Annotated in this window: 23 protein-coding genes; 13 read left to right on the plus strand and 10 right to left on the minus strand. The window is 62.2% G+C overall.

Translation table 11 applies throughout. The features are described from left to right. Window positions 1-13 precede the first annotated feature (13 nt). On the minus strand, window positions 14-754 hold the full coding sequence (locus ACK3R5_RS05890) for an RAD55 family ATPase (protein WP_411963130.1): 741 nt from the start codon (window positions 752-754) through the stop codon (window positions 14-16). 309 nt (window positions 755-1063) lie between these two features. Here ACK3R5_RS05890 and ACK3R5_RS05895 point away from each other — a divergent pair, with 309 nt between their 5' ends. The 7 genes from ACK3R5_RS05895 to ACK3R5_RS05925 are packed head-to-tail and all read left to right on the plus strand — an operon-like array spanning window position 1064 to window position 8608. Continuing rightward, window positions 1064-2485 carry a flagella accessory protein C gene (locus tag ACK3R5_RS05895; protein WP_411968360.1) on the plus strand — a complete coding sequence of 474 codons (1422 nt, stop codon included), beginning with the start codon at window positions 1064-1066 and terminating at the stop codon, window positions 2483-2485. After that, entirely contained in the window at window positions 2469-2900 is a 432-nt protein-coding gene (locus ACK3R5_RS05900) for a fla cluster protein FlaF (RefSeq protein WP_411963132.1), read from the plus strand. Before ACK3R5_RS05895 ends, ACK3R5_RS05900 begins: the two co-directional genes overlap by 17 nt. Beyond that, window positions 2901-3353 carry a CARDB domain-containing protein gene (locus ACK3R5_RS05905; protein ID WP_411963133.1) on the plus strand — a complete coding sequence of 151 codons (453 nt, stop codon included), beginning with the start codon at window positions 2901-2903 and terminating at the stop codon, window positions 3351-3353. Continuing rightward, the gene (locus tag ACK3R5_RS05910; protein ID WP_411968361.1) at window positions 3350-4093 is read left to right on the plus strand and encodes an ATPase domain-containing protein; all 744 of its coding nucleotides are present in this window, start codon (window positions 3350-3352) and stop codon (window positions 4091-4093) included. Before ACK3R5_RS05905 ends, ACK3R5_RS05910 begins: the two co-directional genes overlap by 4 nt. After that, a complete protein-coding gene (locus ACK3R5_RS05915; protein ID WP_411963134.1) occupies window positions 4094-5758 on the plus strand; it encodes a type II/IV secretion system ATPase subunit in 1665 nt (554 codons plus the stop codon). A 4-nt stretch (window positions 5759-5762) separates the two neighbouring features. Beyond that, entirely contained in the window at window positions 5763-7505 is a 1743-nt protein-coding gene (flaJ, locus tag ACK3R5_RS05920) for an archaellar assembly protein FlaJ (protein WP_411968362.1), read from the plus strand. Continuing rightward, on the plus strand, window positions 7502-8608 hold the full coding sequence (locus tag ACK3R5_RS05925; protein WP_411963136.1) for a CheF family chemotaxis protein: 1107 nt from the start codon (window positions 7502-7504) through the stop codon (window positions 8606-8608). The genes flaJ and ACK3R5_RS05925 overlap by 4 nt, the downstream gene beginning before the upstream one ends. A 43-nt stretch (window positions 8609-8651) precedes the next feature. Here ACK3R5_RS05925 and ACK3R5_RS05930 read toward each other — a convergent pair whose 3' ends face one another. The 5 genes from ACK3R5_RS05930 to ACK3R5_RS05950 all read right to left on the minus strand — a co-directional run bounded on the left by ACK3R5_RS05930 (window position 8652) and on the right by ACK3R5_RS05950 (window position 14067). After that, the gene (locus ACK3R5_RS05930; RefSeq protein ID WP_411968363.1) at window positions 8652-8864 is read right to left on the minus strand and encodes a hypothetical protein; all 213 of its coding nucleotides are present in this window, start codon (window positions 8862-8864) and stop codon (window positions 8652-8654) included. 111 nt (window positions 8865-8975) lie between these two features. Further along, window positions 8976-9842 carry a CheF family chemotaxis protein gene (locus ACK3R5_RS05935; RefSeq protein WP_411963138.1) on the minus strand — a complete coding sequence of 289 codons (867 nt, stop codon included), beginning with the start codon at window positions 9840-9842 and terminating at the stop codon, window positions 8976-8978. A 3-nt stretch (window positions 9843-9845) separates the two neighbouring features. Continuing rightward, window positions 9846-10685 carry a CheR family methyltransferase gene (locus ACK3R5_RS05940; RefSeq protein ID WP_411963139.1) on the minus strand — a complete coding sequence of 280 codons (840 nt, stop codon included), beginning with the start codon at window positions 10683-10685 and terminating at the stop codon, window positions 9846-9848. Continuing rightward, window positions 10685-12970, minus strand: a complete 2286-nt coding sequence (locus ACK3R5_RS05945) for a chemotaxis protein CheW (protein ID WP_411968364.1) — start codon at window positions 12968-12970, stop codon at window positions 10685-10687. Before ACK3R5_RS05945 ends, ACK3R5_RS05940 begins: the two co-directional genes overlap by 1 nt. Before the next feature lie 2 nt (window positions 12971-12972). Continuing rightward, window positions 12973-14067 carry a protein-glutamate methylesterase/protein-glutamine glutaminase gene (locus ACK3R5_RS05950; RefSeq protein ID WP_411968365.1) on the minus strand — a complete coding sequence of 365 codons (1095 nt, stop codon included), beginning with the start codon at window positions 14065-14067 and terminating at the stop codon, window positions 12973-12975. 247 nt (window positions 14068-14314) lie between these two features. Here ACK3R5_RS05950 and ACK3R5_RS05955 point away from each other — a divergent pair, with 247 nt between their 5' ends. Then, on the plus strand, window positions 14315-14785 hold the full coding sequence (locus ACK3R5_RS05955) for a chemotaxis protein CheW (protein WP_411963142.1): 471 nt from the start codon (window positions 14315-14317) through the stop codon (window positions 14783-14785). Here the strand turns inward: ACK3R5_RS05955 and ACK3R5_RS05960 are convergent, their stop codons facing one another. Then, on the minus strand, window positions 14786-16129 hold the full coding sequence (locus ACK3R5_RS05960; protein ID WP_411968366.1) for an MFS transporter: 1344 nt from the start codon (window positions 16127-16129) through the stop codon (window positions 14786-14788). A 128-nt stretch (window positions 16130-16257) separates the two neighbouring features. Between ACK3R5_RS05960 and ACK3R5_RS05965 the strand changes: the two genes are divergently transcribed. Continuing rightward, window positions 16258-17847: a uracil-xanthine permease family protein gene (locus tag ACK3R5_RS05965; protein WP_411963144.1), complete on the plus strand. Its 1590-nt coding sequence runs from the start codon at window positions 16258-16260 to the stop codon at window positions 17845-17847. A gap of 318 nt (window positions 17848-18165) precedes the next feature. After that, on the plus strand, window positions 18166-20574 hold the full coding sequence (locus ACK3R5_RS05970) for a DUF5059 domain-containing protein (RefSeq protein WP_411968367.1): 2409 nt from the start codon (window positions 18166-18168) through the stop codon (window positions 20572-20574). Window positions 20575-20622: 48 nt separating this feature from the next. Here the strand turns inward: ACK3R5_RS05970 and ACK3R5_RS05975 are convergent, their stop codons facing one another. Together ACK3R5_RS05975 and ACK3R5_RS05980 are read right to left on the minus strand one after the other, a co-directional pair. After that, window positions 20623-20760, minus strand: coding sequence for a hypothetical protein (locus ACK3R5_RS05975; protein WP_411963146.1), 138 nt, complete (start codon window positions 20758-20760; stop codon window positions 20623-20625). Window positions 20761-20801: 41 nt separating this feature from the next. Beyond that, the gene (locus tag ACK3R5_RS05980; protein WP_411968368.1) at window positions 20802-21989 is read right to left on the minus strand and encodes a mechanosensitive ion channel family protein; all 1188 of its coding nucleotides are present in this window, start codon (window positions 21987-21989) and stop codon (window positions 20802-20804) included. A gap of 116 nt (window positions 21990-22105) precedes the next feature. Between ACK3R5_RS05980 and ACK3R5_RS05985 the strand changes: the two genes are divergently transcribed. The 3 genes from ACK3R5_RS05985 to ACK3R5_RS05995 all read left to right on the plus strand — a co-directional run bounded on the left by ACK3R5_RS05985 (window position 22106) and on the right by ACK3R5_RS05995 (window position 23535). Then, a complete protein-coding gene (locus ACK3R5_RS05985; protein WP_411963148.1) occupies window positions 22106-22600 on the plus strand; it encodes a metal-dependent hydrolase in 495 nt (164 codons plus the stop codon). A 79-nt stretch (window positions 22601-22679) separates the two neighbouring features. After that, window positions 22680-23261 (plus strand): peroxidase-related enzyme, encoded by a 582-nt coding sequence (locus tag ACK3R5_RS05990; RefSeq protein WP_411968369.1) that lies wholly within the window; start codon window positions 22680-22682, stop codon window positions 23259-23261. Between the two features lie 79 nt (window positions 23262-23340). Beyond that, window positions 23341-23535, plus strand: a complete 195-nt coding sequence (locus ACK3R5_RS05995) for a cold-shock protein (RefSeq protein WP_004967996.1) — start codon at window positions 23341-23343, stop codon at window positions 23533-23535. 96 nt (window positions 23536-23631) lie between these two features. On the opposite strand, the gene ACK3R5_RS06000 is transcribed toward ACK3R5_RS05995, so the two are convergent. After that, complete coding sequence (locus ACK3R5_RS06000) at window positions 23632-25128, minus strand: cryptochrome/photolyase family protein (protein ID WP_411968370.1); 1497 nt, start codon at window positions 25126-25128, stop codon at window positions 23632-23634. Window positions 25129-25142: the final 14 nt, after the last annotated feature.

The raw sequence follows: 25142 nt of genomic DNA on the forward strand, positions 1-25142 counted from the left end.
CGAACGACCGTCGTTACTCTGTCTCTTCGCCGAACCACGGCGGCGACTCGCCGACCATCGAGAAGCCTGCCGCCTGTTCGTAGATTTTGATGCCGCCCTGTTCTATCTCCAGTGGGAACATGGAGTTCTTGATGCTCTGTTTGCGCATCTTGGCGACCCAGATGTACCGGTTGCTCGTCGCGCCGGCCGGACTCTGGATGAGATAGATGTTCCCGTCCGTGAGGAAGTTTTCGAGGCCGATGTCCGTCTCGGGGAAGATTGCCGACTGTTCGGTCGTCAACAGCGACGTGAGGCCGCTGTCTTTCAGGATGTCGATGAACTTCAGGAGGTACTGGCGTTGTTCTTTCTCGTCGTCGAAGAAGAGTTGGAACATCGTCAGCGAGTCGAGGACGAGTCGGTCGTAGTCCGTATCTTGAAGGTCGTCGAGGATACGGTCGAGCGTCGAAGAGAAGTCGCCGTCGCGGAGGAGAGTCCGTTTGTCGTAGACTTTTATCTTACCGGATTCGACGTACTCGTTCCAGCGGTCGAAGCCGATAGATTCCGCCGCTTCCCGTATGTCGTCTTCAGCCTCTTCGAACGTGAGGTACAACCCACCTTCGTCGAACTGGTCGACGCCGTTGTAGAGGTACTGCAGGCCGAGGATACTCTTTCCTGTCCCCGGATTGCCACTGATGAGTACCGCGGCGTTCTTTACGATACCGCCGTTCAGGATGGAATCGAGTCCTTCGACACCGGTCTTGACTAGTTCTGTCATAATTTGATTGCGACGAGTGTTGACTGTCGAACGACCATCGGTTCCCCCGCCGGATAATTCTTCTCACCGGTGTGAGGCCAACGTCACGCTTTTATTACGGCTCGTTCGATGTAAAATTCTCAGCTGACCGAATATCGGAGTTGATAACGGGACGGGAACTTTCTTGTATCGACTTACGTACCATGCAGTAATGTTACCTGCTCCCCCGGGTCCGTTGGACCTCCCCGGCCGGTCCGGCGACCAGGCGGGTGACAGGCAGTCGCTCGACAGAACCGCCGTCCGTACGGTACGGAGGTGTGGACGTCGCGCATGATGGAATGGATGAACGACACGGAGACGGCCGACGCCGGGGACGAAGCTGACACGGAAGAACAACATATGTCATCAGACGATGGACTTGGATTCGAGGAGGGTGTCGACGACCTCTCTGACGAGTTTGGTGACTTCGGCGACGACCTCGACGAAGGATTCGACGACGACGATTTCGGCGGATTCGACGACGGCAACAACGAGGAAATCGCAGAGCTCGAGGACCGCGTAGGCGAACTCGAGAACGAAGTGAGCGCCATCTCGTCGGGGATGAACACCGTTCGAGAAGAGAACAAACAGATCGGTGGAACCGTCGAAGAACTCGAAGATACGATTCGGAAACTGCTCGACATCTACGAGATGGTTACCCGTGGAATCAACCCGTTCGTCGACGACGCCCGCGAGATGGGCGGCCTCGACGGCGGTGGTTCCTTCGGGTTGTTCGAAGCAGAAGCAGAAGACGAAGAGCATCTCGACCCCGAAGTCGCCAACGCAGAAGCGGAGACGTTCTTCGACGACGACTTCGGCGAACTCGACGCCGAAACCGGCGAACAGGAAGCCGAACGCGCTGCCGAAGACGAACTCGTCGACGCAGAACGAGAGAGTCCGGCAGAAGGACTCGACAGCGAGTTGGAAGCGGACGACGAACCCGACGACGCCGGCACCGCCGGCGGGGCGAGCTTCGACGACCTGAAACAGGAGTACGAAGAGTCCGGTGGGTGGGACGAAGACGAAGCGGAACTCGAAGACGACGTCGCCGAGGAATCGTTCGAAGACGTCGACTCCGAAGAACTCCTCGACGAGTCGCCGGAGACAGACGCCGTCAGCGAACCCGATGCGGACCACGCCGTCGGCGACGACGAGCCTGAAGCGTTCGAGGCGACGGCCGAACCCGACGAAACGGACGACGTCGAACAGACCCTCGACGAGTTAGAAGCGGAGTACGCGTCCGCCGCGATGGCGAAAGACGAACTCAGTTCGGACATCGAAGACGCCGACAGCGACGACGACGATGTCGTCGAGACGACCGAATCGACCCGAACTGCGGACGAGTTCGTCACCACGACGGTGGTGGACTCCGACGCCTACCTCACGCAGTTGCCCGCCAGTTACGTGGCCGAAGTGCTCGTCCTCGAGTGGGTCGAACACCTCGTCTCTGTCGGCGGTGCACTGGGTGCGTCGCGGGCGCTCAGACAGTACCGCGAACAGCAGTGGATTTCGCGCCCCGTCGAAAACCAGTTGAACGCCCACGTCGGGCAAGTCGCTGCAGCTAACGACGACGAGGACGACACCGAACTTCGAATCGACGACCATCAGGCGAGTCTCGCGTTCGTCAGTCGCCTCGCCGAGGACGCTCCCGAGAGACGACTGTTCGAAGAACTCGTCGCGTACGGGGGGGAGTTCGATGGGCTTCGGTGTTAGTGGCTCGACGGCCATCATCTTCCTGGGCGTCCTCATCGCGACGGGGACGCTCTACACAGCGACGTCTAACGCCACAGAGAACGTGCTCGAGGCGCAGAGCGACGACTCGGAACTGACCCTCGAACGAAAGAACACCGCGATTACAGTGGCGAACGCCACCTACGACTCCGGGAACGCCACGCTCGTCGTAAACGTCACGAACACGGGTGCGTCGACGCTGGCAGTCGACGAGACGACAGTGCTCGTCGACAACGACTACAGCACACCGGATACCACGAGCGTCGGCGGCAGTCAGTCGACGAACGTCTGGCCCCCTGGAGAGAACCTCACCGTCGAAGTGACGAACCCGACGCAACCGACGCGCGTCAAAGTCGTCACCGGGGCCGGCGTCGCAGCGACGGGGGGCGTGAGCTAGATGGCAGACATCTCCGTCCCGAGTCTCATCCTGTTTATCGCCAGCATCGTCGTCGCGGCGGGCGTCTCCGGCGTCCTCATCGATACGGTCACCGGAATCAGCAGTTCGCTCGACGAGCAAGGTGGCGACGTGAGCTCGGAGATTCGAACCGACATCGAAGTCATCAGCGAACCGGACGCCAGCGTCTACAACGAGACGAGCGGCACGCTGACCGTCTACGTCAAAAACACCGGTCTCAGAACCCTCCCTGCGACGAGCAGTGGGTTCGACATCATCGTCGATGCACAGTACCAGTCCGACGTGAACACGTCCGTCGTCGACGGTAACGAATGGCGGCCGAGCAACGTCGTCGAACTGGAAGTGAACAACCTCACCCTCTCCTCGCCGGACGACCACCGTCTGAAGGTCATCGTCGACGGCGACGAGGAGGTGTTCGAATTCTACGTACCATGAGCAGTCAATACTCTCTCGGATTGTCGGGACACGACCGTCTCGAAAAGGAACTGGGTGGTGGCATGCCGAAGGGCGCAATCGTCCTGATAGAAGGCGACTACGGTGCCGGAAAGAGTGTGCTATCGCAGCGATTCAGCTACGGCTTCTGTCAGGAAGACACCGTCACGACGCTCGTCTCGACGGAACTGGGCGTCCGTGGCTTCCTCGACCAGATGTACTCGCTTTCGTACGACGTCGTCAAACACCTGCTGAACGAAGAAATCCTGTTCTTACAGGCCGAAATCGACAGCAGTGGTGCGCTCTCTGGCGGGCAACAAGAGCGCAAGCAACTGCTCCGTCGGTTGATGGACGCAGAGACGCTGTGGGACGCCGACGTCATCATCATCGACACGTTCGACGCCATCCTCCGCAACGACCCGCAGTTCGAAGCACTCGTTCGGCAGAACGAAGAACGACAGGCGGCCCTCGAAATCATCTCCTTCTTCCGTGAGTTGACGACGAAGGGCAAGACCATCATCCTCACCGTCGACCCATCGTCGGTCGACGAGGGCTCTATCGGCCCGTTCCGCTCTATCGCCGACGTCTACTTCGAACTCGAGATGGTGGAAGTCGGCAACGACGTCCGCCGAAACATCTTCGTGAAACGGTTCGCGGGGATGGGCCAACAGGTCGGTGACCGCGTCGGCTTTTCGGTTCGGTCGGGAATCGGTCTCGTCATCGAGTCGAGGAGCGTGGCATAGATGGCGACCGAACACGGTTCTGCCAGACTCTCGGACGACCTCAAACGCCTCGCCATGAAGTGGCCCCACCTCCGGGACCACCTCAAGCGATTCCGGCAGATTACGGGTGAGTTCCCGATGCTCGTCGACGAACCCGGCGACTACGAGTCGCGCCGTCCGAACATCATCTACCACCTCGGTGGGCCCGTGTTCTGCCAAATCTACGGTAACTTCGGTGAGACGACGAAGTACTACGTCATCGAACCGGAGATGGACGACGACGAACTCGAGGTGTTCGCCCGCGTCAAAGACAAACTGCTCGAACGCAGCGTCTCGAAACCGGCACCCGAAGAAAGCGCCGACTACGAAGAACGCATCGAGGAACTCCTCGACGAAATCGTCCGCATCGAAGGCGAAGACCACGGCCCACTCGAATCGGTGGCGAAGCGCCTCGACGTCGTCGGTATCGAAGTGCCGCAGGTGACCTACGACAAAATCGAGTACCGCCTCATCCGCGACATCGTCGGCCTCGGACCACTCGAACCCATCATGCGCGACCCGGAGAACGAGGACATTCACGTCATCGGTCCCCGGCAGGTCGACGTCGACCACGGGACGTTCGGTCTCTTGGAGACGAGCGTCGAGTTCGACAGCAAAGAACAGTTCGACAACTGGCTTCGCAACATGGGTGAGCGTATCGGCGACCCAGTCTCCGACGCCCACCCCATCGTGGACTCGACGCTCCCCGACGGGTCACGTATCAACATCATCTACTCCGACGACGTGTCGCTGAAGGGGTCGTCACTGACGATTCGTCAGGGTGACGACGTGCCGCTTTCCATCTTCCAGATTACGAAGTGGGGGACGCTCTCGCCCGAACTCGCGGCGTACCTCTGGATTGCGCTGGAGAACGAACGGACGGTGTTCGTCGTCGGCGAGACGGCGTCGGGCAAGACGACGACGCTCAACGCCATCCTCTCGTTCATCCCGCAGGATTCGAAGATATACACCGCAGAGGACACCGCCGAAGTGTTACCGCCGCACGACACGTGGCAGCAACTCCTCACGCGTGAGGGCCGCGGGTCGGACTCCGAAGTCGACATGTTCGACCTCGTCGCGGCGGCACTGCGTTCTCGCCCCGACTACATCATCGTCGGGGAGGTCCGTGGTGAGGAAGGCCGGATGGCGTTCCAGGCGGCCCAGACGGGTCACCCGGTCATGCTCACTTTCCACGCATCCGACATCGTCTCGATGATTCAGCGTTTCACGGGTGACCCCATCAACGTCCCCGAGACGTTCATGTCGAACTGCGACATCGCGCTGTTCCAGAACCGCGTAAAGCGTGGCAACGACATCCTCCGTCGCGTGACGAGTGTGCAGGAGATAGAAGGCTACTCCAAGGAGATGGGTGGCGTCGTCACCCGCGAGTCGTTCTACTGGGACCCCGTCAACGACGACATCGTCTTCCAGGGGATGAACAACTCGTTCATCATGGAACAGAAAGTCGCGACGTTGCTCGGGTACGACGACACGCGGAAGATTTACGACGACATCAAGTTCCGCGCAGAACTCATCCGGCGGGCGATACAGGAGAACGTCCTCGGCTACCACGAAGTGAACGAACTCATCGAAGATTACCAGCGCGACGGCGTCGAAGGACTGCCGTTCGACATGGCGAGGGTGTAGCGATATGGCAGGGGAACCGAGCACGTCTGTGCAAGCGGTGCAGGTTCGAGACTTCTTCAGCGACGTCGTCGAGTCCTACGAGAAGATGCCGATGGACCTCACGCGGTACCTCCTCGTGGTCCTCGGACCGGCCATCGTCTTCTTCGTCCTCTCGGTTGCGGGTGCGATTGCGCTCCCCCTCCCGGTGCTCGTCCGCATCCCGGTTTTCCTCCTCGGAGCGCTGCTCCTCGGCGGTGCGTTCCTCTACCCACGCCTCCTCGTCGAACAGACGAGACGAAGTCTCGAAAATCAGATTCACCTGCTCATCACGCACATGACGGTGCTTTCGACGACGAACATCGACCGTGTCGCCGTCTTCCGCACGCTCGCGCGTGAAGAAGAATACGGCGAGTTGGCGACGGAGATGAACCGCATCGTCCAGTTGGTCGACGCGTGGAACCAGTCGCTCGACGACGCGTGCGTGCGACGTGCTCGTGAAGTCCCGTCGAAACCGCTCTCGGATTTCCTCGACAGACTCGCCTACGCCATCAACGCCGGCCAGAGTATCGACGACTTCCTGCTCGGTGAGCAGAACGCGATGATTCAGAAGTACATCACCGTCTACGAGAGTGCACTCGGGAACCTCGAAGTCATGAAGGACCTCTACCTCTCGATGATTCTGTCGATGACGTTCGCCGTCATCAACGCCATCGTGCTCCCCATCCTCACCGGGACGGACGCGACGATGACCATCGGTGCGGTCATCGTGCTCTTCATCTTCGTCCAACTGGGCTTTTACTTCGTCATCCGGACGATGTCTCCGTACGACCCGCTGTGGTACCACCAGCGTGAGTACCGGACGAAGGCCGACAGGCAGATAGACATCACCCTCTACGGAGCAGTCGGACTCTCTATCGCCATGGTGTTCGTCCTCGCGATGGGGACGTTCAACCTGACTATCGTCGGCGAAATCGTTCGCCCAATCATGTCTGACCTCCCGATTCCGCTCCTCATCTCGACGCCGTTGACTCCACTCGCCGTCCCCGGTATCGTCGCCAGACGGCACGAAAAGCGCATCGGCGAACGCGACGAGGAGTATCCCGGGTTCATCCGGGCACTGGGTGCGTCCGAGACGGCGAAACAGAGTACGACGACTGCCGTCTTGGAGACGCTTCGGAAGAAGGACTTCGGCGTCCTCTCCCGCGAGATTGGTCGCCTGCACACCCGCCTCCGGATGCGTCTCGACCCAGACCGGTCGTGGTTCTTCTTCACCGCGGAGTCGAACTCCTACCTCGTCCAGAAGTTCAGTGAGATGTACAACGTCGGCCGGTCGATGGGTGGAAAACCGAAGCTACTCGGCGAACTCATCAGTCGGAACATGAACGAGATTATCAAACTCCGTCGGCAGCGCAAGCAGTCGACGATTACGCTCATCGGCGTCCTCTACGGGATTACGGCGTCGGCGTCGTTCGCGTTCTTCATCGGCCTCGAAGTCGTCGAGATTCTCGCGTCCTTTTCGACGCAGATGAACCTCGATAGTCTCCAGTTCGGGACGCTCATCTACGCGGGAGTCTACGACGTCCCCTTCATCGAGTACATGCTCACCCTCATCATCCTATTCAACGCACTGCTCTCGTCGCTGATGATTCGGATGGTGGACGGCGGACACAAGGCGAACGCGTATCTGCACTTCGTGGTGCTCGTCTGGGTGGGGTCGCTCATGGCAGTCGCGACGTCGTCGCTCGCAGGAGCACTGATTAGCATATGACGAAGAAACAGCCACCAGGCTCTGAATCAGGTGAGTCAGACGACCAGATGGTCGAAAACGCGCGCTCTCGGACTCCGGAGGGAGGTGACGTAGCCAACAGTGACCTCTTGCAAGCCTACCGGAGACAGAAGTCAGAACCGGACGACAACCGCGAGAAACGAGAGCGACAGACCTCCGAACGGCGCACCGAAAGACGAACGTCGAACGGCGAGTCTATCGTCGTCGACTTCGTCGCGAGTTTCGTCGCCGGCGGGAACGCGTCGTTCGACCCAGTCAAGGGGCGCGTGCTGATGAGTCAACAGCGACTCATCCTCGCGACGTCCAAGAGCAAGACGGACATCCCGATTACGTCCATCTTCGACATCGCCGTCGGGCAGGTTCCCCCCGAAGTCGAGGAGTTCTTCGACTACACGGTGATGGTCGGGTACATCATCGGGAAGAAGCGGCGGACCACAGTCATCGGCGGTGACCGCGAGACTATCGAGAAGTTCACCCTGCTGTTGTTCCGCGCCGTCCTCAACGGGTCGCGTGCGCGAGTCACGCACCCAGCGCGAATCGGTGGTCGTGTCCTCGACACGCCGCGGCGACCCACCGGCCTCCACCTCGACTACGAAGCGGTGACGTTCCCGGACGACGATGGTCCACTCACCGAAGACGGCGACCCGTTCCACATCGACCTTGCGAGCGTCATCTTCTTCGAGGTGCTCGAACGGACCGTCGACGACGAGACGCGTCTCGTCCTCTCGGTTCAGCACGTCAAACAGGGACAGACGGTGACCACCGAAATTTCGCTCAAATCCCGACGGAAGATGAACATCCTCGGCCGCTACCTCCGACTCGTCTACCACTGGATAAAATCCAACGTGCGCGACGTCGAAGTCACAGAACAGGGACTCGAAGTGCTCGTCGGTCTCTACTCCGCCGGCGAGATGGCCGCAGAGGTGGACTTCAGCGAACTTCTCGGCGTCGAGCAGGCGGTGTTAGACGACGCACTGGAGACGCTCCACGACGAGGACCTCATCGACGACGAGACGCTTCCGACGTCGCTGACGCCACAGGGTCGCTTCGTCGTGAACGAGGAGATAGAAGACGTCAACGTCTGAGACGGGTTCTCGGTACTCCCCCGGTCGATTCGGTGGTCGAATTCTACGCGTCTTCGGGGTCCTTCTTGGGGAGGTCCTTTCGCGCCGAAAAGTAGTAGAGTATCACGACGAACCCCGCTGCCGGGACTGTCACACCGAACCAGTACTTCTGTGGGTTTTTGAGATTCAACCGCTTCGCGTCGAGATACATCACGAGCGCTAACGGCAGTTGAACGAAGAGCACGCCAACGAGCAGGAAGGCGACCGGTTCGGTCATCGCCTGTCGGTTCGGCTACTGTCTATGTAAAGTCACGTTCTGGCAGGGAGCGGTCAGTCCTGTCGGACGTCCACTTCGGGTGTCGGCCGACGACAGCGCCTAGAAAGGTGTCTATTGTTCGTTGATGGCGTCGGAGGCGATGTTCCGGCCACGCGCGTTCAGTTGCACTTCGTGTCGGATGCGAACTTCCTCGACGACTCTGTGGTCGATGAGGCGCTCGAAGAGTTCCTCGACTTCGTCCACGTCCAGGCCGAGGAAGTCGGGGATGTCGAACGGTGCGACCCCCGAGTAGAGCGCCGTGAGAACCTGTTTGTCCGTCTCGCTCAGTTCGATGGACGTCTCCGAGAGTTCTTCGCCTTCGCGGAGGAGCGAGTAGAGGAACGTAATCGCGCGTTCTGGCCCCGAGATGTAGGTCTGGAGACTCGTCCCTTCGTCGTCGGAGTGTTCGACTTCGATGACGCTCCGAACGTCGTCGACCACCTTTCGTTCGCCCGTCTTGATGGCCCCGATGTCGTCCAGTCGAATCTCGACGAACTTGCCGCCGACAGTCGCCATGCTCACCGACTCGTCTTCGACTTTCAGGCGTGATTTCTCCCACTCGGTGTTCTGGACGACACCGCCGGCGACTGCCGGGTGTCGTGCGAGGAACTGCGCCGAGTTGAGCAGTGCACCGAAGAAGTCCACTTCGAACTCGTCGTAATCGACCGGTGCGATGAGGACGACGCCCGACGGGATGTGGAGGCTGAAGTAGTCCGAAACCGTCGCGATTCGCTGGTTGACGTCGAATCTCCCGCCGAGTTCCTCGATGGCGTCGAGGGTGATGGTCCGCTTGCCGCCGGTCCCTGCGAGGATGAGTCGTTTGTTCGACAGGAGGATGCGGCCACTCGTCCAGTCGACGTCGTGAATCTCCCGGCCGTTCTTGATAACCTGGAGGAAGCGACCCCTCGTGTCTCCAAGTTTGTGTTCACCGGGTTTCATCGTTCAGCTCCTGTCGGCGTCGCTCGCTCGGTAGATGCGGAGCCGTTTCTCCACCGGGTCGAACTGCTCTCGGCACGTCGGTGGAATCGTCTCTGTCATCCCGATAGTGAGGTAGCCACCGGTTTCGAGCGCCGACCCGAGCGTCTCGAACACCGCCCGCTTCGATTCGGCGTTGATGTAGATAAACAGGTTCCGACAGACGACCAGGTCGAACGTTCCCGGCGGGGCTTCGCGGATGAGGTCACGTCGCTCGAATCGGACCATGTCGGTTACCTCGTCTTTGACTCGGTAGACGTCGTCCTCACGGTCGATGTACCGTTCCCAGTCACCGAGCGGTTCGAGTTGCTCGGCCACGTCGTTCGTCTCCGAGGCGTGATATTCGGCCGTCCGGGCGGCGCGGAGAATCTCGCGTTTGATGTCCGTGCCGACGATTTCGATTCGTCGTTCGTCCACCTCGTCGTCGTCGTGGGCGAGCATCGCCAACGAGTAGGCCTCTCGGCCGTCGGAACACGCCGCACTCCACACCGTAATCGGGTCGCGTCGACTCCCCCGAGAACTCAGGTCCCGAAGCACGTCACGGAGCGCATCCCACACGTCCGGGTTCCGGAAGAAACTCGTCACGTTGACCGACAGCGCGTCGAGGAGGGCTTGCTGTTCTTCTTCCTCGTCCCGGAGCATCTCCTCGTACGTCTCGTAGTCGTCGACCCGACGTCGGCGCATCCGTGCGGAGATGCGTCTGTCGAGGTAGGCGTCGTTGTACGAACTCGTCTGGAACGCCAGCGAGTCTTCGATGTACGTCAAAAGGTGGTCGAACGCCGGGTCGGACGTCTCGGACGCAGGCATCAGTCAGCAGCCTCCTCTGCGGTTTCGGGGAGCGAATTCGAATCGAACTCCCGCATCGCCTGTTTCCCGTCGGCGGGCATCTCCAGCGTGGAGACGTCGAGAATCGGGATGACGTTCCCGTCACCGATGACGGCCGTCCCCGAGAGGCCGCCGACGCCCGAAAGCGGGCCCTGAAGCGGCGTCACGACGACTTCTTCCTGTTTCGTCACGCCGTCGCAGTGCAACGCGACCTGTCTGTCGTCGGGGCGGATGCGGACGACCATCCCGTCGTCGGGTTGTGGCGAGTCGATTTCGAGTGCCTCGCGGAGACGGATGAGCGGGAAGATGGTCTCTTCGTGGACGATGACTTCCGCACCGTTGACCGTCTGGACACGGTCACGGCGGCTAATCTCGTCGATGTACTTGATGGGGACACCGAACTCACGGTCGTCGACTGTCACGAACAGCACCTTGATGATGGCGACGGAGACGGGGAGACGAATCTTGACCCTACTGCCTTCGCCCGGTTCGCTCTCGACGGAGACCGACCCATCGAGCGATTCGACGGTGGTCTTGACGACGTCCATGCCGACGCCGCGGCCCGACACGTCCGTAATCTCGTCGTTCGTCGAGAGGCCGGGGTGGAAGATGTAGTCGAATATCTCCGAGTCGGTCATCTTGTTCACGTCTTCGCGGGTTTCGACGCCCTCTGCGACGACTTTGTCGCGAACGCCGTCGGCGTCGATACCACTGCCGTCGTCTTCGACGGTGACGATGACCGTGTCGTGTTGCCGCCGGGCGGAGAGTTTGATGGTGCCCGTCCGTGGCTTTCCGTTCGCCTCACGCACGTCGGGTTCTTCGATGCCGTGGTCGACGGCGTTCCGCAGGACGTGCATCAGGGGGTCGGAAATCTCGTCGAGGATGGTCCGGTCGAGTTCGATATCTTCGCCCTCTACCTTGAACGAGACGCGCTTGTCCTGTTCGCGGGCGAGGTCACGGACCAGTCGGGGGAACTTGTCGAACACCTTCTTCAGCGGGATGAGGCGCATGTCCATGACCGTGTTCTGGAGGTTCGACGAGATTTTGTCCAGTTCGTCGAGCGTGTCGAGTGCGGTGTTCTGTTGTTCGTCGATGGCGTTGCGGAGTTTGATTCGACTCGTCACGAGTTGCTCGACGAGTTCGTGGAGTTGGTCGAGTTGGTCGACGTCAACGCGAACCGATTTGACCGCCGAGATGGACCGCGCTTCTTTCGAATCGCCGTCTTCGGATTCGTCGTCACCGGCGTCGGATGCCGTCGATTCGGCCGATTTTGCGTCGTCCGCGTCGGGTGACTGACCGGTTTTGGCGTCGGCACCGGCAGTCGTTGGTGACTCGTCGCCCTCACTACCGGTGGGAACCGAAGCGTCGTCGTCGGCCGATTTCGCGTCGACGTCCCCCGGTCTGTCTTCGGGCGTCGCCTGCTCGAATGCGTCTGCGTCCGCGTCGTCGGCAGCAACGTCCGTGGCCGTCTCGTCGGCGGCCTTCACTGCGGTTTCCTCGCCATCACTCGGTGGCGAACCGCCGAGTACATCGGAGACGTCCGTCGTCTCGACGTGGTCGACTTTCCAGAGGTCACCCAGTTCCGATTCGACGGCGTCCGTCCCGAGACCCGAAATAAAGAGGTCGAAGCCATCTTCGAACTCGCCGTTTTCGATACCGTCTCGCGGCGGGTTCGACCCGGCGAGTTCGACGCTCTCGGGGATGTTGCTGAGGAAGATTCCCGCGTCGACGCTCTTCATCTGCCCGGCGTCGAGTTCGACGTGGGCGTGCGTGAGGACTGTCGCGTCGATGGCGTCCGTCTCGACGGTGGTGGCGGCGAGTGAGGCGACGTCGACGTCGTCGTGTTCGGTCCCCTCAGACGCCGCCTGCTTCGAGTTTCCCGAGTCACCACCGGATTCGACGGCGGCGCGAATCTCGTCGACTGTCTCTCTGGGGTCGACGGTAGATTCGCCATTCTCTTCGATATCGTGGAGGATGTCCACGATGAGGTCCATCCCGTCGAAGACGAGGTCCATCCGCTCGGGGGTCACGTCGAGGCGCCCGTGTCGAATCTCGTCTAACAGGTCCTCGACGGCGTGGGCCACCGTCGCGGCGTTGTCGAACCCCATCGCACCGAAGTTCCCCTTCAGGGTGTGTGCCTGTCGGAAGATGTCGTCGATGGCGTCGGTGTCGTCGGGGTTGGACTCTAAAGACAACAGGGAGTTGTTCAACTGCGTGATGCTCTCTTCGCTTTCGGTGATGAAAGCCTGGTAGAGTTCTTCGTCCATGGTCAGGTAGTGATACCGCGAAGTGTTTCTTCCGTGATGCGTCCGTCGGGTGCTATCGTCTCGACACACCCGGCCTCGATGGCGCGCTTCGGCATCCCGAAGATTGCTGATGTCTCTTCGTCCTGTGCGACAGTGTGGCCGCCCGCCCGCCGAATCTGGCTCATCCCCTCGACGCCGTCGCGACCCATCCCGGTCAACAGCACACCCGCGAGGGGGCCATCGACCGTCTCGGCCGCCGACGCCATCGTGAGGTCGATAGCGGGCTTGACGCCGTGGAGTGGTTCGTCGTCCGAGAGGTCGAGTGTGAGTCGACCGGCACGGTCACGCGTGACGAGCAGGTGTGAGCCGCCGGGTGCGATGCGAATCTGCCCGGGGCCGATTCGCTCGCCGTCTTCGGCTTCTCGCACCTCGTAGTCACACCGGTCGTCGAGGCGGGCCGCGAATCGCGACGTGAACCCTTCCGGCATGTGCTGGACGACGAGGACTCGAAGCCCTGCTGCTTCGGGAAGCGCCGCGAGGACGCGTTCGACCACGTTCGGGCCGCCAGTCGACGCGCCGATGACGACAGTCGAACCTTCTGGCGGGAGGTCTGTCGTCGCCGTCGAAGATGCCGGCGAGTGAGTCGCCGACTGTTCGACTGCGTCCGTCTTCGGTGGCCGAGACGTGGCCTGTGTGGCGCTGAGGTCCACCGCCGCGGCAGACTGTATCTTCTCGACGAGTTCTCGCTTCACTCGTGGCATCTCGGAGGTGACTTCGCCACCGGGTTTGGTCACGAAGTCCACTGCCCCCCTATCGAGTGCGTCGAACGTCACGTCGGCGTCCTCTTCGGCGTGTGCCGAGAGCATGAGGACGGGCGTCGGACAGTCGTTCATGATTCGTTCGACCGCATCGAGGCCGTTCATCTCGGGCATCTCGATGTCCATCGTCACCACGTCCGGACGGTGCTCGTCGACGACCGAAATCGCCTCACGACCGTTGCTCGCGTCGGCGACGACTTCCACGTCGGCGTCTTCGAGGAGTGTTCGAATCAGCGTCCGCATGAACCGCGAGTCGTCGACGACGACAGCACGCGTCGGCCCCCCGGTGGCGGCGCTCATCGCCCCCACCCACAGTGGCCATACCGAGGTGGCCTCGGGGACGTCGAACGCGCCGCCTGCCGATGGCTCGTCGGAGTTGTCAGAGTGGCGTTTCGTTGACCGCTCATCTACCTCCGAGGTTCGGAAATCGGGTATATAAACGCTCGCCGGGAGGAATCAGGGCTGATAATCAGGTACGTACCTTTATGGACCGAATCGCTGCACTGTGGAGTAGACAGGCGGCGGTGTGGCCCCGCCGAATATCACCATGCGACAGGATGCAATCACGACCGAGGTGGCAGAGGACGACGCCGAGGAGGACTCCGTAGAAGAGGTGCAAGTCCTCGAGTTCCAGTTGGGTCCGGAGACGTACTGCGTCGATATCGAATACGTGAGTGAAATCGTCGACAAAGGGCAACTCACGGGCGTCCCGAACGCCCCCGACTACGTGGAGGGCGTGATGGACCTGCGTGGCCGAACGACGTCCATCATCAACCCGAAGTCGCTTCTCAGCATCGACGACGAGGGCGAGTCCAAACGCATCGTCATCTTCGACCCCAACAAGTTCGAAGACGAGGCGGCGACCGGATGGCTGGTCGACGAAGTGTATCAGGTGGTTCGCGTCACGATGGACGACGTCGAAGACCCGCCGTTAGAGAAAGACGAGTCCATCGAGGGCGTCATCAAGCGCGATGGTGACCTCGTGGTCTGGATTTCACCAGTCCACGCCATCGAGTAACTAGTCGCTCGACGCCAGTTGGCCCTGCACGACGTTTTCTCCCGAACTCCACACCACGACGAGCGCCGTCAGGACGATTCCGCCGGCGAGTGCGAACGCCGTCACGTATCCGAGTTCGGTGGCGACGACACCGCCGAGTGCCGACCCGACACCTCCGCCGAGACTCGCCAGTGCCGTGTACGCGCCGAGTGCTTCCCCGCGAATCCGCTCGGGTGCGAGACGGGTGACGATTCCCGTCGCCGTCACGGCGATGACTGCCCACGTGACGCCGATGACGAGGAACGTCCCCCCGAGGACGAGGAGTGCCGCCACTGCAGTGAGGGACGTCCCGACGACGGCGACGAGGGGGAACGCGAGTCCACGGGTGGCCAACGCACCGGCCTGTAACCGCCGCGAGTCGTAAGTCGCTGCCAGCGCGCCGACGCGGGCGTAACTCACCGCCGACCCGAGACTCGACAGGACGAAGAGGACGAACACCTCGTCGGCCGTCCGCCCCGCCGAGATGAGGTAGGCCGGAAGCGGGCCGAAGAAGACGGAGAACCCGACGAAGAACAGCGTCGCGGCCGCGAGATAGCTGAGGAGGGACGGACTCGCTCTCGCTCGTAAGTCCGCGACGTCCAGTTCTTGGAGCGCCCAGTACAGTCGCGACGGTCCGTACGGGACCGCTCGCACGGAGCGACCGATGAGTCCGCTCTGCCGGCGGATACCCGCCGAGAGGCGAGCGAACCGTCGCGACGAGACGGTCGGCCGGTCGGGATACCAGACGCGGACGATGAGCGCACCGACTGCCGCGGCGACTGCCGAAACGAGGAGGAACCAGCGTTGCACGCCGAGGGCGTCGAGCGCGAAGACACGGGGTGCGGCGGCAGACCACACCGCTCCGACGACGAGGCCACCCAACCAGCCGTAGCCCTGATAGTGGTTGAGGACGCCGAATCGGCGGTCCCACTGGTCCGGGTGGACGCCTTCGACGACGATGAGGTTCAACACGGGTGCGGCGGCGGCGACGACGAACCACAGTAATGTGTTGGCGACGAGGACTGCGGCCGGCGAGTTAGCGCGTGAGACGACGAAGAGTGCGCCCGCCGTCGCTCCGAGTGCGACGAGGACGAAGGGACGGCGGCGATTCGACCGTGCGGCGAGTCGCCCCCAGATGATTGCGCCGGGCGCACCGGCGAAGGCCGCCGTCGCCGCGATGAGGCCGACGAAGAGCGCGTTCGCGCCCAGTTCGATGGCGTAGAGCGGCACGACGAGCGACGATGCACCGACGGCCGCGTATCCGAGGGCCCACCCGACGAGCCACCGGTCGCGTCTCGACGGCGGTGACGACGGAAGTATACTCACGAGACACGCGTCAAGCCGACGCGACAAAGGCGTTGTCCTACTAACACGTGTGAATTAGTAGGACATATATACTCCCAATAGAATCCTGCAACAACCATGCTCGGCAGAGAGCCGCCATATACGGGGGGATGGTCGTGACGGACGACTCATCACCCTCTTCGTTCGTTCAGTACGGTATCGACGACAAACCACCCCTTCCAACCTCTCTCCTTCTCGGCGCCCAACACTACCTCACGATGGTGGGCGCAAACATCGCCGTTCCCCTCATTCTCGCCGGAGTGTTGGGTATGCCCGGCGACGTCGTCCCGCGATTCGTCGGGACGTTCTTCGTCGTCTCCGGCATCGCGACGCTGATGCAGACGACGTTCGGGAACCGCTATCCCATCGTGCAGGGCGCTCCCTTCTCGATGCTCGCCCCCGCAATCGCCGTCATCGGCGTCGTGAAAGCCACCGACCCGGCAGGCGTCGCGTGGCAGACGGCGTTGCTCCAACTGCAAGGTGCCATCATCGTCGCGGCGGCCGTCGAAGTGTTCGTCGGCTACTTCGGGCTACTCGGGCGTCTCCGGAAGTTCATCTCGCCAGTCGTCATCGCGCCGACTATCGCACTCATCGGCCTGTCGCTGTTCAGCGTCCCGCAGGTCACCTCGGCCACCAACAACTGGTGGTTGCTCGGCCTGACGCTGGCGCTCATCGTCCTCTTCTCGCAGTACCTCGACACCGCGCACTCGGCGTTCAAACTCTTCCCGGTGCTCCTCGGCGTCATCGTCTCGTACGTCGTCGCGGCAGTCCTGTCCGTCACGGGCGTCATCGCTGCGGGCGCACCCGGTTTCGTCGACTTGCAGTCCGTCGCCAGCGCGCCGGCGCTCATGCCCATCTACCCACTCCAGTGGGGCTTCGCGGGCGGCGCGGGCACGATGGAAGTCGCACTCCCAGTCGTGGGTGCCGTCGCCTTCGGGATTCCGCAGTTCACCACCTCGTTCATCATCGGCATGCTCGCCGGCGTCGCCGCGTCGATGGTCGAATCGTTCGGTGACTACCACGCCGTCGCTCGTCTGTCGGGCGTCGGTGCACCGTCGAAGCGCCGTATCAACCACGGAATCGGGATGGAAGGCCTGATGAACATCTTCTCGGGTATCATGGGCGGCAGTGGTTCCACCTCTTACTCCGAGAACATCGGTGCTATCGGCCTCACCGGCGTCGCGTCGCGCTACGTCGTGCAAGTCGGTGCCGTCGTGATGCTCCTCATGGGCTTCGTCGGCTACTTCGGCCAACTCATCGCGACGATTCCCGGCCCAATCGTTGGCGGCCTCTACATCGCCATGTTCGGCCAAATCGTCGCCGTCGGCCTCTCGAACCTCAAGTACGTCGACCTGGACTCCTCGCGCAACATCTTCATCATCGGCGTCGCCATGTTCGCCGGCCTCGCGATTCCGGCCTACATGGGGAACGTCGGTAGCGCAGAAGCGTTCCGACAGGGGATGAGTCAGGTCGCAGTCGTCGGCCCGGTTCTCGGCACGCAACTCGTCGCCGACACCATCTTCGTCATCGGTTCGACAGGGATGGCCGTCGGTGGTCTCTTCGCGTTCTTCTTCGACAACACCATCGAAGGGACGCGCGTCGAACGCGGACTCGAAGAGTGGGAAGACACCGTCGAAGAAGACGGCGAGTTCACCTCGATGTTCGACCGTCTCCGCGACGACTCCCCGACTGCGGACTAATCGTCGGCACCGAGTCGAACACGTTCCGCCTTCGATTCTCCACCTCCCGTTTTTTGGACACTACGCGTCTCAGAGACTGCCGAGACGCCCCGATGTTCAACCCTCGGTTTCACTCCTCAACTCCTCACAGACTCACGCAGACGGCGAGACGTGGACTGTGACGCCGAGTAGACCAGGAGTCGAACAATCGACGTGCTTTTACACGTTTAGGGTGACCAAAAACTATGGATACTGGCGAAGAACCCCGTCCGACGACGGGTTTTTAGGTTGGCCTAACTTTCGAAGTCTTTTTATTGTTTTAGGCGAGCCTAAAACTTGATGACGTACTCTCGCCGGACACTGTTGAAGACGACGGGGTTGGCAGTCGCCTCTGCCGGCCTCGCGGGTTGTAGCGCCCCCTCGCAGCAAGCGATTGACGCGGAGAATTCGGCGACGGCGACGACTGCAGTCGCCGCCGAGTGGAACGCCATGCGTGCGCGTCTCTACGATACGGTTGCGCTCGCCACCGCGGGACGACTCGGTACCGCTGGGCGCGTGGCCGAAGACGTGTACGCCCGGTTCGAACAGTCCACCGGCGAATGGAGCGCACACGAGCAACTGGAGGCGACGAACGAACGGAACTACGAGTCGTTCGAAGAGAACCTCGAAGGCGCGGCGACTGCGTTCTCAGAGGGACGCGCCGACGAGGGGACGACGCTCGCGATGGAGGCGTCGAACAACTTACTCGCTGCCCAGCGCGGACGCACCGACGCCGCAATCGTCGATGCGTTCGGCCTGTTTACGTTCGCCGCCCGTGCCCGCGACGTCGATATGCTCGCCGCCGCCGGTGAGACAGAGGCGGCAGCAGAACTCGCCCACGATGTCTACGAATCGTTCGAGGACGCGCCCGAACACGAAGTCATAGAGGTGGCGTCAGGCGAACTCTACGAGACGTTCGAGGCGGGAATCGAGGGTGCGGCCGAGGCGACGGAGGCGGAGACGATTCGCCAGCAGGCCCGCTATGCCGCAACCGCGATGGTCGACGCGAGTTTCGAGGTGGCCCCGGAAACCGCCACGGGTGCGGCCCACCTCGCACTCATGCAGTCCGTCGGGTTCGACGCCGAACTCCTCGCTGGCCTCGGTGGCCCGGGCGACGAGTTCGCCCACGCCGCCGCGCTCACGCTCTACCGCGCCCGCGCCGCGGACGCCGCGTGGGTTGCCGCACAGGGACAGACCGACTTCGCCGCGACGCTCGCCGGCGACATCTACGCACATTTCGAAGGCGCTCGCGCACACGAAGCGTTAGAACACGCCGACCACGATGCCTACGAAGGCTTCGAAGCTGGCCTCGAAAAGCTGGCGGAGGCCGCCGAGTCGGGCGACACCGCGGCCACCGAAGACGCACTCACGACTGTCGACGAGAACCTTCTCACGGGTGTCTCGGCACTCGTCGGCGGCGACGCCGCGACTCTCCTCGAAGCGTCGTTCTTCCGCGCCAGACTCGGTGACGCGCGAGAACTCGCCGCCGTCGGCGATACCGACCGCGCGAAGACGGTCGCCGAGGGTCTCTTCGAACGGTTCGAAGCGAACGAGGCGAACCTTCACGAGGCCGTCGAACACGAGTCCGAAGAGCTCTACCACCGCTTCGAAGAGGACCACCTCACCGGCCTCGTCGAGGCGGCAGATGCCGGTGACGCCGACACTGCAGCGACCCACGCCGAGGGCGCGATGGACGCGCTCTTCGAGTTCGAAACCGCCGTCGGCACGACTGCCGAGGTGTCCGCCACCGAGGCGGCGTTCTTCGGAGCACGTGGATTCGACGCCGGCGCACTCACACAGGTCGGCGCGGGCGCACGCGCCGGCGCAGTCGTCGAATCGACCTACGGATTCTTCGAAGAGGGCGCTGGAGGCTACCACGAAGCGTTAGAACACACCGACCACGACCTCTACGAGTCGTTCGAAGGCGCCCTCGAAGGCGTCGGTGCCGCCGCCGAATCGGGCGGTGACGCCGCCGGTGCGGCGAAGACCTACAACCAGAAGACCGTCGATTCGATGTACGCCGTCGTCTCGACTGCCGCCGCGGACGCCGGCCTGTCCGAAGTCGCTTCAGACCGTATGAGGGACGTGTACGCCACGTTCGAGGAAGCAGCGGTCCACGGAATGGTGGAAGAAGCGGACCACGACGCCTACGAAGGTTTCGAGGAGGCACTCTCGTCTTTCATCGGCGCACTCGACGAGGGTACGGGTGTGGATTCGGCCGCGAACGCCTACGCTGCCGCGACGACTCGCGCGCAGTTCGCCGTCGTCGGTGCCGTCGATAAGACACCCGTCGACCACTCGGCACACGACCACGGCCAGGATGACGCCGAATCGTCGTACACGGGCGGCCCGAACGTCGTCGAGGGCGTCCCGGACGACGCCGACCACGTGGTGAAGATGACGGCCGTCTCGTTCGAACCCGCCGAACTCACGGTGAGCGTCGGCGACACAGTCGCCTTCGAACACGCCGCCGGTGAACCGCACACGGTGACCGCTTACACTGACGAACTCCCAGACGGCGCGGCCTACTGGGCATCTGGCGGTTTCGAATCGAAGGAGGCTGCCGAGGAAGGATGGAGCGACCTGAAGGGGGCGGTTCAGTCGGGCCAGTCGTACGTCCACACCTTCGAGACTGCGGGTACCCACGAGTACTGCTGCATCCCCCACGAAGTGGGTGGCATGGTGGGTACTATCGTCGTCGAAGCGTAACGCACCGCTCGCGTACGGCCCCCGCGGTTCCCGCGCAGTGTGTCTGGCTCACTCGCTGCTGTCTTTCCCGCCCCCCAACGCGACGATGACGAGATAGCCTGCGACGCCGACTGCGAAGAGAAGAACGGGAATGACGAATGGACCGAACATCTGGATGAGCGTGTCCAGCGGTCCGAGTTGGAGCATATCCGAGCGTTGGCCGCCCGACGGTTAACCTTCTCGGCGGGTCACTCGTCGTCGAACATCTCGTCGTAGTCGCTGTCGTCGGCGTCTCCTTCCTCGATGTCGCTTTCCGCCCGCGAGCGACCCGTGCCGCCGTTCGACAGTTCTCTCGCCACCGTCTGTGTGGCCCGTGTCGACGACCCTTCGGTGTGAACGTGGACGTCACGCTGTGGGTAGGGAATCCCGATGTCTGCCTCGTTCAGTCGCTTGTATATCTCTCGATTGAGGTTGTGTGTCGCCTTCCCGCGCTTGAGTGGACTGTTGACCCAACAGACGAGTTCGTACTCGAGAGCGTCGGCGCCGAATTGTCGGAGTCGAGCACGAGGACGCGGCGCGTCGAGGACGAGTGGTTCGTCGAGGGCCAACTCGACGAGAATCTCCTCGAACTCGTCGATGTCGGTGCCGTAGGCGACGCCGATGGGGACTTTCATCCGGCGGCGGCGGTCCGGTGCGGACTCGTTGATAATCTTCGCGGCGTTGAGCACGGAGTTCGGGACGGTGACGAGCAGTTCGTCGCGGGTGAGAAGCGTCGTCGAACGGATGCCGACTTTGACGACTGTTCCCGCCTCGCCGGAGTCGAGGACGACGTAGTCGCCTATCTTGTAGGTGTCGTCGAAGTAGAGGGCGATGCCGCCGAAGAAGTTGGCGACGGTGTCCTTCGCGGCGAACCCGACGGCGATACCCGCGATACCCGCACCGGCGAAGAGCGGCGTGATTTCGATACCCCACAGGTAGAGGAGTGCGCCGATGGTACCGATGGAGACGACGAGCGTCCAGATGTTCGAAAAGACCGGCGCGAAGTCGTATCGACTCCCCTTGTCTTTTACCTCGTCGACGATGCGGTTGACGAGGTTGTTCAGCGCCCACGCCCAGATGACGAGGCCGACAGACAGCGACGGAAGACCGAAGAACCGCTCCAGTGTCGCCGCGTCGACGACGAGCGCCGTCGCCACCGACGGCACTTGCGAGAACAGGTAGATACCGGCCAGCGAGATGGTCGCGACGATCGGCCACCGAAGCTCCTGAATGACGATGTTGTCGATGGCGGACTCCGTCCGCTTCGTGTACCGCAACAGGAGGCGGATGACCACCGCCTCCATCACGAACGCGCCACCGAGGGAGACGAGTAAGACGAGAACCGTCGCCTCTACGGCCGACAGACCGTGGAGAAATGCGGAGAACTGCTGGCTCATGGAGCGCACGTCACGTCGGGGGCGGTTAACGATTGCTCCGGTCTGCTGACACTCCCGGGAGCGTGACTGACCACAGGCCGAAAGGTTATGTACGATACCGGCACCACAAACAGTGAATGTACCGAACCGGTCACTGGGGCGTCTCGCTCGTCGTGTTCGCGCCACTCGGATTCGCGCTTCTGGAGGCGGGGTATCCCGAACTCGCGTTCGTCTCGGGGGCGGCGATGTGCTGGTTGGCGATGCTCCCAGACTTCGACACGCGCATCCCCGGACTCCCGCATCGCGGGCCGACGCACACGCTTCTGTTCGCGTTCCTCGTCGGCGGTGTCGGTGGCGGTGCTGCCTTCCTGGTGGCGACCAACGCGGGACAGAGCGACACCGCCGCAGTCACACTCGGCGCGTTCGGGTTCGCCGTCGGCACACTGACCGTCGTCGCACACTTGCTCGGTGACGTTCTCACGCCGATGGGAGTTCGCCCGTTGTGGCCCGTCTCGTCGCGGAAGTTCACACTCTCGTTGTGGACTGCGGACAACACCATCGCCAACTACGGCCTGTTCGCAGTCGGCCTGTTCGCAGTCGCGGCGGCGGCGTATCTCTCGGTGCTCGTCTGAGCGCGACGAACGTTCGCACCACCGTATCGGCGCTCGAATCTGAGGAATCGTTAAGGTCAGTCCGGGAGTCTGCCGACGTATGGACGACGACGCGATGACCCGATTCCCGGTTCCGGACCTCGACGAACTACCAGACGACCTGCGAGAACGAATCGAAGACGAAACCGAACGCGCAGGGTTCACCCCGAACGTCTTCGCCGGGTTCGCGTACAAACCCTCACACTGGCGAGCGTTCTTCGACTACCACGACGCACTCGTCGACGATACCGACCTGGAACGCCACGAAGTCGAGATGATAATCGTCGCCGTCTCGGGCGTCAACCACTGTTACTACTGTAACGTCGCCCACGGTGCACTCCTCCGAATCTACGCGAAAGACCCGCTTCTGGCCGACCAACTCGTCGCCAACTACCGGTCGGCGGACATCTCAGAGAAGCACAAGACGATGCTCGACGTGGCAGTCAAACTCACCGAGCGTCCCGTCGAAGTCGGTGACGACGACCTGCAGCGACTCCGAGACGCCGGGTTCTCCGAGGAGGAGGTGTGGGATATCGGTGCCGTCACCGCCTTCTTCAATCTGAGCAATCGGATGGCGATGTTCGCCGATATGCGACCCAACGAGGAGTTCCACTCACTCGGCCGACAACGACGCGACGACTGAACTGACGGTCCATCCTCCTTGTGGTATGGTGTCAATGGGCGGAACTCTTATGGCCACGACAGGCGACGTGCCACACGCAATGGCGAAAGGTAAGGTTGCGTTCTTCAAGTCCTCCGGAGGCTACGGCTTCATCGAGACGGAAGACCACGACGACGACGTGTTCTTCCACATGGAGGACATCGGCGGCCCCGACCTCGAAGAGGGCCAAGAAGTGGAGTTCGACATCGAGCAGGCCGACAAAGGCCCGCGTGCGGTCAACGTAACGCGACTCTGAGTTGCGACGTTCCGACCGGAGAGACGGGAGCGAAACAGAGTTCTTCATTTTCACGTCGTGAGCGACGGCGTCGCCGCCGGTGTGACTCGTCGCCGCTCAGAGCGTCCCGTTTCGAGCCATCTGCCGAACCTCGGCTACCCGTTCCCCGATTGCCTCCCACTCCTCGTCGTCTTTGCCGTCCACGTGTGAGTACATCAGCCCCATTCGTCCTGTTCCTCGAAGCGTCGCTTCGTGTCGCTTCAGGAAGTCCCAGTAGAGTGCGTTGAACGGACAGGCGCGCTCACCCGTCGTCTTCGAGACGGCGTATGGACACCCCGAGCAGTAGTCGGACATCTTGTTCACGTAGTTCCCCGAGGAGGCGTAGGGTTTCGACGAGAGCACGTCACTGGCGAACGACCCCATGCCGACGACGTTCGGCGTCGTCACCCAGTGAAAGGCGTCGACGAACCCGAGGTGGAACCATCGGTTGAGTTCCTGCGGGTCGACGCCGAAGACGAGCGCGAAGTTCGAAAGCACCATCAGACGCTCGATGTGGTGGGCGTAGCCGTGGTCGTAAACGTGGCCGACTGCTTCCGAGAGGCAGTGCATCTCCGTCTCGCCGGTCCAGTACGCCTCCGGGAGCGGTTCAGTCTGGTCGAGTTGGTTCGCGTCAGCCAACTCGGGCATCGACCGCCGGTAGACGTGACGCACGAACTCTCGCCATCCGGCGATTTGCCTGACGAACCCTTCGACGCTGTTGAGTGGTACGTCGCCCGCCCGGAAGGCGTCTTCCGCTGCCTCGATCACCTCGTGAGGGGTGAGCAACCCCAGATTGATGGCCGCCGACAGGAGCGAGTGAGAGAGTGCCCACTCCCCATCGACCATCGCGTCCTGATACGGGCCGAACTCCGGGAGTCGGTGCTCGACGAAGTGGTCGCGGGCCTGCAACGCATCGTCGCGGGTCACCGGCCAGTAGAACTCGTCGGCCGACCCCCACGCGTCGGGATAGCGCTCGCGGACGAACTCGACGACGTCTGTCGTCGTCTCGTCTGGCGTGAATCGCGGTGTCTCTGGTGGTTCCCAGTCGTTCGGTGGCGTCTCGCGGTTCTGGTCGTCGTAGTTCCACTCACCGCCCACCGGTTCGTCGCCGTCCATCAGAATCCCCGTCTCGCGGCGAACGTGTCGGTACCAGTGTTCCTGTCGGTACGTGTCGGCGTCACCCGCCCACGCGTCGAAGTCGGCGGGCGTCGTGAGAAACAGGTCGTTTTCGACGAGCGTCAGCGACCCACCGCGTGTGGTGACCAGTTCACGGAATCGCTCGCCGGCACCGTCACTCGGCGGGTCCATCATGACCAAGTCGGTTCCGGGGGCGGCGTCGAAAAATCGGTCCAGGCCCTCGGCGAACGACTCCGCTTGGACGTACGTCACCTCGTAGCCTCGCCGACGGAGTTCGTCGCGGAAGTGCCGCATCGCCGAAAACACCAGCACCAGTTTCTGTGGGTGATAGGGCAGTCGCTCACCGACGGCGTGTGCCTCTATCATGAGGACGTGGTCGTCGTGCTGGAGGGGCGTCGTCTCGGGGTTCAGTTGGTCGCCGAGGACCCAGACGGTCATAGGAACTGTTCGAC

Source organism: Haloferax sp. YSSS75 (assembly GCF_046764215.1).
Classification (GTDB): Archaea; Halobacteriota; Halobacteria; order Halobacteriales; family Haloferacaceae; genus Haloferax.